Raw genomic sequence first — 13,445 nt, forward strand, 5'->3', positions numbered from 1 at the left:
GTGACCGTTCCGACCAGCACCCTGCGGCGCAGCTGCCCTCTCGATGAGCACAGGAGCCGCAGGCGACTTCCGCTTTGCTCGCCGACGCTTGCGACACACCTCTGACACAACCTGTGCGACTGCGCGCCTCAACCCGTACTTCGCCGCAGATCAGACAGGGTGCGGCGGTGCAATGAGGCAATCACTCCGGAGCCGTGTGCGCAGGTTCGAATCCTGCCGGGGGCACCTTGGATTAGGTGCCTAAAGACCCCGCCACCAGCGAGAACGCTGAGGACGGGGTCTTCGCGTTTGTGCAGGCGAATGCAGCCCGAAACGAACGTATGCCGGGGTCTGTGGACGAGGCGTGGACGGGATCTTGGGGCATCGTCGCAGGCCGCTGGCTGCGTTCTGGCCCTGACCTCGGCTTGCCCTCAAGGTCGGGCGACCGAACGGCCCCAGCCATGAGGTCCGGCGCAGCCGACTGCTTAGATCGCTGGCATGACGGACTGGTCTCAGCTCCACCACGCCTATGGCACGGCAGAAGACATTCCCGGCCTGCTCGACGCAGTGAGCCCGGCACCGAAGGACTCAGGATGGACCGACCTTTGGTCCCGGCTGTGCCATCAAGGGACCGTCTACTCAGCGAGCTACGCGGCCCTGCCCGCCCTGCGCGACATGGCACGCCAGTGGTCACCCGCGGACAGACAGATGCCACTCACGCTCGCCGGCGCCATCGCGGCCAGCACTGATCGGCCATACGACGAGCAAGATCCCCACGTGGCCTACGCCCCGGAGATGTCGGACCTGGTGCAACTGACCGAGGAAGCTCTTCGGGATCCCATCCTCGCCGACGACCCCGCCACTTATGTCTACTTGCTGGCTGCGCTCATCAGCTTCGAGGGGGTCGAGGTCTGGGGTGAACAGCTCGACGGACTGAACGACGATGAGTTCGAAGTCCCGTGCCCCTCGTGCAGCACAGAGAACTTCGTGGCTTTCGGCGAGTACGGCTTCTTCTCGACCACGGACAGCATGTACATGAACGAGACCACGGCGAAGAAGATGCCGCTGCAGCCTGCGGACATCTCAGCCCTGGAGAGGCTGGCCCAAAGACTGCACAGTCGCGCACTCGCAGACGGCCAGACCGATGTCGCGCATAAGTTGACCTACGTTTTCGGCACAGCTCAGTGCGCCGAATGCGACGAGGTCTTCAGCGTCGCGGAAGCCGTCACCACTCGCTGGGACGCGTGAAACACGCGACTGAGGCAAACTGGAGCCTCTCGCTGAGGCACACCGCATCAGGCATTGCTCCAAGCTTGGCGATGGCGAGCCACGCTGTAGACCTGCTCCACCTGGTCGGCCGTGAGCACGCCTGAGAGCGGAGCGAGTGCAGATAACCGGCGCTCCTGGTACACCCGGACATCGAGCTGCGTGGCGACGACCTTCAGCTCGGTGACGCCGACGAAGACGAGCGCCGGCTCCACCGGTACCGGGAAGTCGCAATAGCGCTCAAGCACTCGGGCAACCCGCTTGGCCTCTGCCCGGCTTTTGCGTGCGTAGGGCGCCGGTTTGCCGTGATCGATTTTCACGGAATCGTCCCCGACCCAGACGGCCCTCTTCTCGTGGTGCTTCGTATTGATGTTGAAGACCCCACCAGGCCCGATCAGCAAGTGATCGATATCCACCTTGTTGGCTAGAGGGATGGAGTGCAGGACGCGCCAGCCGTGGCGTCCTAAGCGGTTCAACTCGGCTCCCACTCGCCGCTCCCCCGCCAATCCCTTTCGCCAGGAGTCCCATTCCGAGGGCCGCCGCAGAAGCTGTGAGACGACTCGCTCCATCAGTCCCGGGCCGGATTCATCGAGCAGATCACGTATGGACTTCCCGGGAGGGTTGACGGCCAGGTCGTCGGCCGGCGTCAGAGGCGGCAGCACCGGACGCGCCGCAGTCTCTGGCGCCCTGCCGGACGGGACAGGCTCGGCGAGGTCCTGTAAGTGCTTGCTGAGCACAGCGATCACGTCGTCGCGGCACTCAGCCCGCAAGACCGTGATGTCTCCCGTCCTGACGTCCGCCCAGCCGACCGCGGTGCCATCAGGCAGGTTGGCGTACAGACGATCATGCCCGTACCGCTTCCAGCGTGTGACGTGCAGTTCCACAAGGCCCCCTGTGCTCCTGCGTTGACGTTGCAGATATGCCAGCAGCAAGCGAGACGAGGCCACAAGACCGCAGGGTACGCCGCTCGACTCAGCTCGCCCCTTCTGAATGAGGCATCGGTGCAGGCAGGGCCATCACGAGGGAAGCCCCAGGCGGCGTGCCTGACCGGCGACACCCATCTCACGGCCGGCGCAGCCGTCCCGCGCCACGTTGCTACCCCGCCATGCCCGAAGAAGGGAGAGAGATGGCCCGCCCTAACCGTCGCCAGGCGGCTGGTAGCTGACAGTTGCGCTTTGAAGCCGCCGGGAAGCACTGTCGACACGTAGTGCCAGAGGATCGACTTCGCCTTGTCGCCACCACCAAGCCGGTCACCGAGTAACCGAGCGCCGAAGCGCTGTCCGCATACTTCCAGGTAGATCCCGGCAGCGCGGCCGAGCTGGGCGAGGCGGATGAGCTGGGTGACCATCTCGTCCCGCCGTTCCCGCGGCAGATGTTCCCACGCGATTCCCGTGTGAAGCGCGAACAGGATGCCCTGGAACACCAACCGGTCCGGATGCCGTTCGGCCCCTGCAACGCCGAGTCCAAGCTGCTGTTGTTCGGGCATGCCTGTGATGTGAGCGCCAGGTCCCTGCCGGTCCGACGATTTCGGCGACGTCAAATCCTGGGAACGCTGTTCGCGGTCCCGCATGATCACCGTGTGAGACGTGTACCGAAATGGGTTGGACTGCTGTATGTAGTCATGGCTGGGGCGTTCCTGGCGTGGTACGTCGCAGGCGGCCACCAGGTCGAAGATCTGGTCACTGTGGTGGGCGCCTTCACTGGCCTGCTGGCGCTGCCTGCCGCAGTGATCGCAGTGCTTCACCGTGGCAAGAGCGAGCCGACGCCCGCCCGGCTGGAGGCGGTGGCCGACCAGCTCGCCCAGGGGGTGCGCCAGCAGTGGGAGGCCGAGGCGCAGGTACGCCGCCTCAATGACCCTTTTCCGCTGTCCGTCGAATGGGTCGCGGCCGACGCGGACCTGGTCGAGTCGTGGCCACACTTGAGGGAGCTCGCCGGATACTGGCCTGGCCAGTCCCCGGAAGCGGCCTCCGCGGGGGCTGTCAGCCCCAGAGGGCTCGCCGGCGAGGGAGGTGAAATCGCCAACACCTTCGAACGCGTTCCCACCCGCCGCCTGGTGGTCCTCGGCGAGCCCGGTGCCGGCAAGACCATGCTGCTGATCCGCCTCCTCCTGGCCCTACTCGAACACCGCCCTCCCGGCGGCCCCGTCCCGGTCCTCTTTCCACTGGCCTCCTGGGACCCAACACGGCAGGACCTGTACACATGGATGGCCCAGGAACTCGCGCAAGACCACCCCGCTCTACGTGCCCCCGTCCCCCCCGATCCCTCACAGGACGGCACCGGCACCCAGGCGCGCGCCTTGCTCAAGCAGCGGCTGATCCTGCCCATCCTCGACGGCCTGGATGAACTCCCTCAAGCCGTGCGTGCCCGGGCCCTGCATGCCATCAACCAGGTACTGCCCACCGGGCAGCCGCTGGTGCTCTCCAGCCGAACCGCTGAGTACCGCAGCGCCCTGACCACTCCAACCGGGACCAGAGTGCTCCTGAACGGAGCGGCAGGCATCCGCCTGCTGCCTCTGGATCCCGCGAAAGCGGCCGCCTACCTGGAGCGCGACGCCGGAGGCCCCGCCAGCCAGGCCACAGCCCGCTGGAGACGGGTAATCGTTGCGCTGGGCACCGACACCCCGGCATCAGAGGCACTGAGCACTCCACTCGGCCTGTTCCTGGCACGCACGATCTACAACCCCCGCCCCGACGAAGAGATCACCGAACTTCCGGACCCCGATGAACTCCTCGACCGCGCCCGCTTCCCAACCCGCCCCGTTCTTGACAGCCATCTGTTCACCGCCTTCATCCCTGCCGCCTACCGCCCTCACCCTCACCACCCGACACGCTGGAGTGTCCAACAAGCCCAGCGCACCCTCACCTTCCTCGCCAGCCACCTTCAGCACACCCTAGGCGGCACCCCCAACTTCGCCTGGTGGCAACTCCACAAAGCCTTCCTATATGACCATGTCGCAATTGGGTTCACGGCCGGGCTCACGGTTGGACTCACCCTTGGCCTGTACGGGCTTACCGACAGCTTCGGATTCGCGCTGTCTGTGTTCTTGACCGCAGGGGCCATTTCGGGCGTAACGGGCGCCATCATCGCCCACACCTCAAGAGAGAGAAGCCCAAGCTCAGGAATCCGCTGGAGACGGAGAGGAGAACCCTATAACCCCTACTGGCTCCCCCTTGGCTACGTGTTCGGATCTCTCTTCGGCGGCATCTTCGAGTCGGATCACGGCGGCGGACTCACCGTTTGGATCACCGTCGGGACCATCTGTGGGCTGCCCTTTGCCCTCATGGGCGGGCTCCGGTCAGTACACCCCGACCTGAACAAGGCAGTGGGGCCAGGCGCGGTGCTGGCCGGGGACCGGCACATGTTCTGGACCTTCACGCTCGTGGGCGGGTTCGGGCCACCACTGTCGTTCGTACTCGCGAGCGTGCTCATGATCGCCTTCGGGAGATGGCTCGGGTGGGGAGACCTCGGGAGCTCCGTTGCGGCCATCTCGCTATTCACGCTCCCGATCGGCCTCTTGTACGGACTCGCTCGGTCAGTGTGGATGAGGTTCTTGGTAACGCGGATCAGACTGGCGGTGACGGGGCGCGCGCCCTGGCGGTTGATGAGTTTCCTAGCCGACGCCCACCAGCGGCGAGGCGTCCTGCGGCAGGCCGGGGCTGTGTATCAGTTCCGCCACATCGACCTCCAGCGGCACCTTGCAGAAGTGCATCAACCTTGATCCATGATCTACACCTCGTCCAAAAGCTGTACCGCTGATTTTCGGTCTGGCGAAGCATCCGCGATGATGCCGTCATCGGTGGAGCTTGGAGTCAAGACGCCGTTCAGCACCTCCCACCTACTGCTTCCGGGCCTGCACAAACGTCCGGGCCTGAAGGGCTTCCGGAGCCGTGTGCGCAGGCTCGCATCCTGCCGGGGGCAATTCGCAAGAAGTGTCTAAAGACCCCGTCAGCGGAAACGCAGAGGTCGAGGTCTTCCCCTATGCGCAGGCGTATGCCGCCCGGAGCAGCCTTATGCCGGGGTCTCTGAACCGTGGACGGGATCTTGGGGTATTGCCGTAGGTGGGATGACGGGGCCGGCCGGTCAGCGAAGAGGGCTTGGCGCACGGCTGCGCTCAGCCTCGCTGTCCTGTGGTGAGGCCTCCGTCCCCCAGTCCCACAGAGCCTGGAGGACAGGGCCTAGGCGGTGTCCACTCGGGGTGAGCGCGTAGCGCACTCGCGGCGGCCAGCCCGGTCGGCGGTCGCGCTCGACGACTCCGGCCTCGCCGAGCTGGGCCAACCGGTCGGACAGCACCTTGTCGGACAGCATGGGCAGGGCCGTGCGCAGCTCGCTGTAGGAGTGGTCGCCACGCAGCAGTTCGCGGATCACCAGCGTCGTCCAGCGGCCGTGCAGAGCCGCCAGTGTGATCTCCACGGGGCACTCGGGGGTGGGCGCGGTGGTGTGCGCGTGTGGGTCGTCGGGGAGCCCTGCCGGGTGACCAACCGTTCGGTGAGTCACGAGAACGCCTCCTAGCGTGTGGGGCACTTCGATTCTCCCGGCCCGGAAGGACATCTGTCGATCATGCGAGAACTGGCCGATCGGCCCGAAGAGGTGCCCGTGGTGTTCGCCGAGCGGTTCAACAGCGGCGACGCTGCCGCGCTGGCGCACGTCTACGAGGACGCGGCAGTGCTGGTTCCGCAGCCGGGAACACCGGTGACCGGCCCGCACCTGCACGCCGCCAACGGCCGCCTGCAGAGGCTCGGAGTTCCCATCTCGGTCCGTCCGCGGCACGTGTACCACAGCGGAGACCTGGCGCTGCTGATCGTCGACTGGGTCATCGACGGGACCGACCGCGAGGGACAGGCGGTGCATGTCGAGGGCACTGCCACCGATGTCGCCCGGCGTGGTCCGGATGGCCGGTGGCGGTATGTCATCGACAATCCCTTCGGCGCCTGCGGACCGCAACACCTCACCGTGGAACCGAGGTTCTGAGCGAGCACACCTGGAAAACAGCACACCTTAAAGACATCGAGGCCCCTGGTGGACGCCAGGGGCCTCGGACGTGGTCACGCGGTCATGCGTACTCGCGCGGCAGGTCCTCGATACGCCGGTTGGCGACATCCGTGGCCGGTCGGCCGTCCGCGCCGCAAGCCGTCCTCGCTCTCCGCCGACCGCAACTATGACCAACTCCCGGAGCGAGGCATCGTGCCGGCCATTGCCCACCGCGGGACGCGGCACAGCAGCGGGCCGGGCACCTACCTCCGGGTGATCGAGCGAACCTTCGCCTGGCTCCACGGCTTCCGGCGACTGCGGATCCGATCGGAACCACGGGCGACATCCACGAAGCGTTCACCGTTGTAAGTCTCACGATGCAACCGCTCCGAGAGGCTTCACCAATACGGTCGCAGCTCACGCCGTTGCAGAACAAAGGTCTATTCACGGCTGCACCACCACAACAATCATGCTGATTGCAGCGGCACGCGCAGAGGGGGGCGGGTGGCTCAGTCAGAGATACCGGTGGCGTTGATCGGTTTGGGCGGCGCGATCGCTGGAGCAGCGGCCACGGTCGCGGTAGGCCGCCTCACAGGACGGCACAGCGTTCAGGCAGCGCTCGTCGCGAAGGTGGACGTCCTACAGGACGAGCTGACGACGTTCTGTGCACCATTCGTCGAAGCGAGGGTCCAGTTGTCCCCGACCCTCAGCGGTCGGACGCCCGCCGAGCCGTGGCGGGACTTGGCTCCCCAGATGTCCCGGGCCGCACCGCGCTGGACGTCCATGGTCGCGGATCCGCTTCGGCTGTGGGAGATGCCCGGGATCGTGCGCCGCAAAGCCGACTACGTGGACGACGAGATACGACTTCACCAGTCCCGCTCGGCTGAGCTCCTGCTTCCCGAGGTGCAGGCAGCCATACGTGAGCTGTACCAGGACACCAAGGAACTCATCGAGACGTACACCCGGGAGTTCAAACGTCTTGCCAAGCGCGGGATGGGAGTCATGTAGAGCGAGCGCCGGCGTCTGCGTAGTGTCGGTGCAGGTGAGAGGTACGCCCCCGAGGGGGTGGTCCGCGGCGTTCCCGCTCAAGTTGCGCACAGGGGTGGCGCATTAGTGTGGGAAGAGTGTGCGCCGGGCCCGGGGAGTGCGTTTGCCGGTGGCGCGAGCGGCAACGCGAAGTTCATGAGTCAGTCGAACAGCGGCACGAATCAGAGTTCTGTATCCAAGCGGGGTGCGTCCGCCAAGGCCCGACGGGCCACGGCGAAGGCGACCGCTCCCGCGTCGCAGGCGGCGGACAAGGCGGCCGAGAAGACCGGTGACGTGACGTCAGCGGCCGTTGACGGTGCCGAGCGTGTGGCCGGGAAGAGCACCGCGGTCGTGCATGGCGCGGCCGAGCGTGTCCAAGCCGGCCGCAAAGCCGTCATCGCCGCCTCGGGACAGGTCGTCGCCTTCGCCAAGACGGCAGGGACGTTGATCGCCCAGCGAAAGCTCCTCGCCGCCGGTGTGACTGCAGGCGTGTCGGCGTTGGGTGCCACGTCCTACCTGGCGGGTCGCCGGGCGGGGCGCCGCACGCTCGGTCCGATCACCCGTCTGACCGGTGGGCGGATCTGAGCGGTGCTCATCGCAGCTGCGGCCGACGGCAGTGACGGAAGCGCCGACGGCAACGGCATCGGCAGCCCAGCGCGGTTGCTCTCGTCATGTCCCCGAGCGAGATCGACTTCCTGTGGGGCTTGAGCGATGAGCCCATTCCGTCGCCGACCGCGACTGTCCCGCCGAAGACCCCGTCACCAGCGGAAACGCTGAGGCCGGGGTCTTTGCGTTTGTTCCCCCGCGTCCGGTCAGCTCCGTCCTCCCGCGTAGGGCGTGGACATGCGGCCGGCGCTTCCCTGGTTCCGGTCCGCCGGGCGGCCGATCGCGGCGGCCGTCAGGGCCAGCAGCAGGCCGATGATGCCGACGATGACGTTGTTGACGATGGTCTTCGTGGTGGAGACGTCGCCGGCCACGACCCACGGCGCGATGATCGTCCACAGGCTCAGCGCGCAGGCGGCCCACGCCATGCTGTGCACACGGTCGTAGGCCCGGCCGAAGCCACCGCTCATGAGGAGTGCGTAGGCGATGCCGGTGATCAGGTTGTTGACCGCCAGGGTGGAGAAGCCGTTGAAGCCCGTGATCCAGGGTGAGGCCGCGAGGTAGAGCCCGGTGAGGAGGGCCATGCTCTCGATGGCTTGGGCCTTCGGGGTGCTCGTGGTGCGCTCGGCCATCTCGTGGCGTTCGCGCATGGCGATGATGTCGGGATGGGTCGCCATGTCAGGCCGTGGAGAGGTCGCCATGTCACTTACCTCCGAAATATGGCTTTTGTACCAGTTCGCCGGGCGAGTACCCAAAACGCATGCAATAACCGCTGCGGGTTGAGGGTTGAGGCGACATCGGCACGGTGACTGGCAACCGGCTGTCGACCGTCCGGGCACTCAGTGTGACGGCTCGGTGTGACGGCGAGGGGGTCAGGGGCACTTCTCGTCGTTGCGGACCGCCTCGAAGAGGACGTCCGCGTCGATGGTCTCGCCGGGGGCGGGGACCGTGGTGCAGACCCGCCAGTCGTTCTCGTTGTCCGTGCTGCGCCCCGCGCCCGTGGCGTCGACCGCCCTGACCTCGCCGGTCAGTGCCGCCATCTGGTCCATCGCGTCCATGAGGCTGCGCCCGCTGTAGCCGGGCATGTCGTCGCCCGGCATGGCCAGGTAGCCGTCCGTCGAGGCGGGGCAGGACTCGCCCTGCTTGACGACCTGGAAGACCACGAGGGTGTCCGGGTCTGCGGTGCCGGGCTCGGGGTCCTGGGAGCACACGCGCCAGTTGCGGTCCCCAGACCTGGGCTCGGCCCTGGCCGGTGGCGTCCTCGGAGCCGAGGTGGGTGAAACCGGCGCTCCGGGCACGGTCCTGGGCCGCCTGGAGCTGGGCACCGGTCATGTTCGGCAGTTCCTGGTCCGAGGAACATCCGCTGGTCGCCGTCAGCAGCAGAGCCGCCGTCGCGGCAGCGTACGCGGATGTGCGAGCGCGTCGGCTCGTCGTCACCATGGCTCCCATGATCTTGGTCCGGGCAGGAGCGTGATCCTAGCTCGAACCTTCTTTCGGGAGGCCCGGCGCGCGTCCCGGGGTCCACGCGGCGACGAGGTCCAGGAGGCCGGGGAAGCGGGCGTTCAGGTCGGCGACCCGGACGTGGCTGCGCCGCTCCAGGCCGTACTGGCGCTGCCGGGTGACGCCCGCCTCGCGCAGGGCCCGGAAGTGGTGGGTCAGCGAGGACTTGGGGCGGTCCAGGCCGAACCAGCCGCAGGTGTGGTCGAACTCCTCCGACTCCAGCAGCAGTCTGCGGACGATCCGCAGCCGCAGCGGGTCGCTGAGCGCGCCCAGCACCGTCTCCAGCCGGAGGTCGGCGACGGCCGGCTCGGGCAGCGGGTCGGGCAGGCCGGGTGGCTCCGGCAGCACCTTGATCTCCGCGGCTCGCGGCGTCTCCCCGCTTCTCAGTCCGGTCAACTTCGGCCCCCTGCCCCTGGGTTCTCCCCGGTTCTCCGCCCGGCTCTCGTACGGGTCGGATCGTACTGTGTACGCAGTTCGACTCCATGCGTACTTGTACGAGTCAGGCCGTACGTCAGCGCGAGCATCCCGGGAGCGGTGGCGCCGGCCGGGGACGGGGTCGCTCACCGGCACTTCCCCGAAGGGACGCGGGGAACCGCGTGACCGGCCACAGCGGACCCGCAGGTCCGAGCCGGCCGGTGCATCAGCGCAGCGTGCGTCACGCCGAGCGTTTGCGGGGCGTGGTCTTCTTCGCCGGGGTCTTCTTCGCCGTCGTGCTCTTCGCCCCCGCAGACCCCGCCTTCTTCGTCCCCTCCCCCGCCTTGGACGTCGACTTGCGCGCGGGTGTGGCCTTCTTCGCGGTGGTCGTCTTCTTCGCGGCCGTGGAGGTCGACTTCTTGCCGGCCGGTTCCTTGGGCGCGGCCCGCCCCCGCGGCAGGGGTCTGACCTCGGCCTCCGCGCCGGCGGCCTCGCGGGACTCCCGGGCCGCGCGCACGCTGTTCTCCAGGGCTGCCATCAGGTCGAGCACCTTGCCGCCGGCGGCGGGGGCCGGGGCCTCGGGCGGGGTCTCGCCGGAGGCCTTCGCGGCGATGACCTCCTCCAGCGCCTCCCGGTACTCGTCGTGCAGGTCGTCCAGGTCGACCTCGCCGAGGGTGTCCATCAGCGCGTCCGCGAGGTCAAGTTCCTTGTCCCGGATGGTGACGTCGACGTCGGGGGCGACGCCCTCCGGGGCCCGGACCTCGTCGGGCCACAGCAGCCCGTGCATGGCGATGGCGTCGCCGACGACCCGCAGCATGCCCAGGCGTTCCCGGCCGCGCAGCGCGTACTTGGCGATGGCGACCTTGTTGCTGCGTTTCAGGGCTTCGCGCAGGAGGGTGTACGGCTTGGCGGCGGGGGCTCCGCTGGCCGCGAGGTAGTAGGCCGCGTCCATCTGGAGCGGGTCGATGCGGTCGGCCGGGACGAAGGCGACGATCTCGATCGTGCGGGCCGTGGGGATGGGCAGGTGGGAGAGGTCCTCGTCGGTGATCGGGATGATCGATCCGTCGGCGTCCTCGTACGCCTTGCCGATCTCGGCCTGCGTGACCTCGCGCTCCTCCAGTTCGCACACCTTGCGGTAGCGGATGCGGCCGTTGTCCTCGGTGTGGATCTGCCGGAAGGAGATGGCGTGGCTCTCCGTGGCGTTCACCAGTTTGATCGGGATGCTGACGAGGCCGAAGGAGATGGCGCCGTTCCAGATCGATCGCACGTGCCGCACCCTTCCTTTGTCGATTTCTCCCGTTTGTCTGGGATTGTCATCCTATGACGCCTATCACAGAGGTGGAGGGGCGCCGGGTCGCACTCAGCAACCTGGAGAAGGTGCTGTATCCGGAGACCGGCTTCACCAAAGGGGAGCTGCTGCACTACTACGCGACCACCGCCGCCGCCCTGCTGCCGCATCTGCGGGACCGGGCGGTGTCCTTCCTGCGCTATCCGGACGGCCCGGACGGGCAGCTGTTCTTCACCAAGAACGTGCCGCCGGGTACGCCCGACTGGGTCACCACCGCAAAGGTGCCGCGGTCGTCGGCGGACAGCCCGGCCCGGATGGTGGTGGTGCAGGACCTGCCGAGCCTGGTCTGGGCGGCGAACCTGGTCACCGAGTTCCACACGCACCAGTGGCTGGTGCAGTCCCCGCAGGAGGCGGACCGGCTGGTCTTCGACCTCGACCCGGGCGCGCCCGCGACGATCGTGCACTGCTGCGAGGTCGCCCTGTGGCTGCGCGAGCGGCTCGCGGCGGACGGGATCGAGGCGTACCCGAAGACCGCCGGCTCGAAGGGGCTGCATCTGCTGGCCGCCGTGCGGGGCAGTTCTTCCGAACGGACGTCCGAGTACGCGAAGGAGCTGGCGGTGGAGGCCGAGCGGGAGATGCCCCGGCTGGTGGTGCACCGCATGACGAAGAGCCTCAGGCCGGGCAAGGTGTTCGTCGACTGGAGCCAGAACGCGGCCCGCAAGACCACGGCCACCCCGTACACCGTGCGCGCCCGCCGGGCCCCGCTGGTGTCGGCGCCGGTGACCTGGGAGGAGGTCGCCGACTGCCGCAGCCCCGCGCAGCTGGGGTTCCGGGCGGAGGACATCGCCCCGCGGCTTCAGGACCTCGGCGACCTGATGGCCGCGCTGACGGACCCGGAGCGGGCCGTACCCCTGCCCTGAGCACCCCGCGCGCCCCGGCCGTCCCGGGCTACACCCTGTCCCAGGTGTTCCGGTCCCGGGCCATCCCGTGCAGGGCCTCCACGTCCGCCGGCTTGAGCACCCCGCCCAGCCGGCCCAGGTCCGTCAGCTCGGCGTCCGTCAGGATCCGCACCCCGCGCGGCTGAGCCGTCACGGTCACCTCGGCCGGGCCGACCAGGGCCAGCAGCGGGCGGACCTCGGCGGTCAGCGCGTAGGAGGCGCGGTCGGCGTCGGCGCGCAGCCGGCGCAGCAGCGGCTCGGCCTCGCGGCGGCCCAGGGTGACCATCGGGTCGGCGACCAGGACCCGGCTCCTGCGGGCGTACAGGGCGTGCACGGCGAACAGGCCGCCGGGGCCGATCACCAGGTGGTGGATGCGGTCGCCGCCGGGCAGCGGGACGGAGTGCACGGTGTGCCAGCCGGCGCCCTCCAGCCCGTCCAGGGCGCCGCCGACGGTCTGCTCGGCGGTCAGGGCGCGCCGGCGCGGGTCGGGGCGCAGCCGGTGGGCGGGGCCGGGGTCGCGGTCGAGGGCGACGAGCAGGGCCTCGCCGGGGCGGTTGGGGGCGAGGTCGTCGTCCGGGTGCAGGGTGAGCCGGGCGAGTTCCGCGGGGGTGGGCACCGGGGGCGGGCCGACGGTGACCGGGCCGGTCAGGAAGGGTTGCAGGGCGTGCAGCACGTCGTCCCTGCTGTCCTCGCCGAGCAGGTTGACCCGGCCGGTCTCGCGGTCGTACCAGGCGAGGTTGGATCCGTCCTCGCGGCAGACGTACAGCCGCTCCCGGCCGTGCCGGAAGGCCGGCACCACGCGCAGTCCGCTCATGCGCCATCACCCCTCGACCATGGGAACAGGCGGGGTGCTCCGGGGGCAAGACCGGTTACCGTGGAGGACGGCCCCGCGAGGGGGAGTTGGGGAGGCGCCGTTGCGTACCCGCGGAAAGCAGCCCGACGTACCGGCTCCGGAGAGCCCGTGGAGCGAGATCGTGCCCGGCCTGTGGATGGGCGGGCACCAGTTCCGGGGCCGTTCCGGCCGGCTGGAGTTCGTCGTCGTACGGGACGAGTTCGATCTGGTGCAGTCCCTGCTGCGGCTGCCGGGGTACGGGCCCGACGCGGGCGTGGAGCACCATGTGTGGCCGATTCCGGACGGGCCGCTGGACGGGACGCAGCTCGCCGGGGTGATCCGGCTGGCGCGGGCGGTCAACGAGGCGCTGGACGCGGGCCGCCGGGTGCTCGTGCGCTGTTACCACGGGTACAACCGCTCGGGGCTGGTCATCGCGCACGCCCTGGTCCAGCGGGGTGACTCGGCCGACCAGGCGGTCCAGCTGATCCGGGCCCGGCGCTCGGCGTGGGCGCTGCACAACGAGCTGTTCGTGGAGTACCTGCGGGCGGGCCTGGCGACCGTACGGCTGCTGGAGGAGCTGACCGAGTAGCCGCGCCCCCGCTAGGCCGCTGCGCCGCCCCGCCGGTCTACC

General features: G+C 68.7%; 14 protein-coding genes and 1 pseudogene. 8 read left to right on the plus strand and 7 right to left on the minus strand.

Going from position 1 to position 13,445, the window contains the following annotated elements; translation table 11 throughout:
- The first annotated feature begins 477 nt into the window (after positions 1 to 477).
- On the plus strand, positions 478 to 1,227 hold the full coding sequence (locus ACIP4Y_RS28630; protein WP_401398647.1) for a hypothetical protein: 750 nt from the start codon (positions 478 to 480) through the stop codon (positions 1,225 to 1,227).
- A gap of 47 nt (positions 1,228 to 1,274) precedes the next feature.
- Here ACIP4Y_RS28630 and ACIP4Y_RS28635 read toward each other — a convergent pair whose 3' ends face one another.
- Complete coding sequence (locus tag ACIP4Y_RS28635; protein WP_401398648.1) at positions 1,275 to 2,129, minus strand: nuclease-related domain-containing protein; 855 nt, start codon at positions 2,127 to 2,129, stop codon at positions 1,275 to 1,277.
- A gap of 509 nt (positions 2,130 to 2,638) precedes the next feature.
- On the opposite strand from ACIP4Y_RS28635, the gene ACIP4Y_RS28640 reads away from it, so the two are divergent.
- The gene (locus tag ACIP4Y_RS28640) at positions 2,639 to 4,963 is read left to right on the plus strand and encodes an NACHT domain-containing protein (protein ID WP_401398649.1); all 2,325 of its coding nucleotides are present in this window, start codon (positions 2,639 to 2,641) and stop codon (positions 4,961 to 4,963) included.
- 362 nt (positions 4,964 to 5,325) lie between these two features.
- Here the strand turns inward: ACIP4Y_RS28640 and ACIP4Y_RS28645 are convergent, their stop codons facing one another.
- Entirely contained in the window at positions 5,326 to 5,739 is a 414-nt protein-coding gene (locus ACIP4Y_RS28645; protein ID WP_401398650.1) for a winged helix-turn-helix transcriptional regulator, read from the minus strand.
- 63 nt (positions 5,740 to 5,802) lie between these two features.
- Between ACIP4Y_RS28645 and ACIP4Y_RS28650 the strand changes: the two genes are divergently transcribed.
- The 4 genes and pseudogenes from ACIP4Y_RS28650 to ACIP4Y_RS28665 all read left to right on the plus strand — a co-directional run bounded on the left by ACIP4Y_RS28650 (position 5,803) and on the right by ACIP4Y_RS28665 (position 7,824).
- The gene (locus tag ACIP4Y_RS28650; protein ID WP_401398651.1) at positions 5,803 to 6,213 is read left to right on the plus strand and encodes a YybH family protein; all 411 of its coding nucleotides are present in this window, start codon (positions 5,803 to 5,805) and stop codon (positions 6,211 to 6,213) included.
- A gap of 141 nt (positions 6,214 to 6,354) precedes the next feature.
- Positions 6,355 to 6,689 (plus strand): annotated as a pseudogene (locus ACIP4Y_RS28655) (hypothetical protein); the annotation flags it as partial.
- A gap of 277 nt (positions 6,690 to 6,966) precedes the next feature.
- A complete protein-coding gene (locus ACIP4Y_RS28660; RefSeq protein ID WP_358640157.1) occupies positions 6,967 to 7,221 on the plus strand; it encodes a hypothetical protein in 255 nt (84 codons plus the stop codon).
- 174 nt (positions 7,222 to 7,395) lie between these two features.
- On the plus strand, positions 7,396 to 7,824 hold the full coding sequence (locus ACIP4Y_RS28665) for a hypothetical protein (RefSeq protein WP_401398652.1): 429 nt from the start codon (positions 7,396 to 7,398) through the stop codon (positions 7,822 to 7,824).
- A gap of 227 nt (positions 7,825 to 8,051) precedes the next feature.
- Here ACIP4Y_RS28665 and ACIP4Y_RS28670 read toward each other — a convergent pair whose 3' ends face one another.
- From ACIP4Y_RS28670 to ACIP4Y_RS28685, 4 genes are all read right to left on the minus strand, one after another.
- Positions 8,052 to 8,519: an SPW repeat protein gene (locus ACIP4Y_RS28670; RefSeq protein WP_358640159.1), complete on the minus strand. Its 468-nt coding sequence runs from the start codon at positions 8,517 to 8,519 to the stop codon at positions 8,052 to 8,054.
- Positions 8,520 to 8,714: 195 nt separating this feature from the next.
- On the minus strand, positions 8,715 to 9,053 hold the full coding sequence (locus ACIP4Y_RS28675) for a hypothetical protein (protein ID WP_401398653.1): 339 nt from the start codon (positions 9,051 to 9,053) through the stop codon (positions 8,715 to 8,717).
- A 265-nt stretch (positions 9,054 to 9,318) separates the two neighbouring features.
- Positions 9,319 to 9,738 (minus strand): ArsR family transcriptional regulator, encoded by a 420-nt coding sequence (locus ACIP4Y_RS28680; protein WP_401398654.1) that lies wholly within the window; start codon positions 9,736 to 9,738, stop codon positions 9,319 to 9,321.
- 259 nt (positions 9,739 to 9,997) lie between these two features.
- Entirely contained in the window at positions 9,998 to 11,023 is a 1,026-nt protein-coding gene (locus tag ACIP4Y_RS28685) for a Ku protein (protein WP_401398655.1), read from the minus strand.
- 53 nt (positions 11,024 to 11,076) lie between these two features.
- Between ACIP4Y_RS28685 and ligD the strand changes: the two genes are divergently transcribed.
- Entirely contained in the window at positions 11,077 to 11,964 is an 888-nt protein-coding gene (gene ligD, locus ACIP4Y_RS28690) for a non-homologous end-joining DNA ligase (RefSeq protein WP_358640166.1), read from the plus strand.
- A gap of 28 nt (positions 11,965 to 11,992) precedes the next feature.
- Here the strand turns inward: ligD and ACIP4Y_RS28695 are convergent, their stop codons facing one another.
- Positions 11,993 to 12,796, minus strand: a complete 804-nt coding sequence (locus ACIP4Y_RS28695) for a nuclease-related domain-containing protein (protein ID WP_401398656.1) — start codon at positions 12,794 to 12,796, stop codon at positions 11,993 to 11,995.
- Positions 12,797 to 12,896: 100 nt separating this feature from the next.
- Here ACIP4Y_RS28695 and ACIP4Y_RS28700 point away from each other — a divergent pair, with 100 nt between their 5' ends.
- A complete protein-coding gene (locus ACIP4Y_RS28700; protein WP_401398657.1) occupies positions 12,897 to 13,403 on the plus strand; it encodes a protein phosphatase in 507 nt (168 codons plus the stop codon).
- The last annotated feature ends 42 nt before the right edge of the window (positions 13,404 to 13,445 follow it).

Origin of the sequence: Streptomyces sp. NPDC088810 (assembly GCF_044750305.1) — a bacterium.
Lineage (GTDB): Bacteria > Actinomycetota > Actinomycetes > Streptomycetales > Streptomycetaceae > Streptomyces.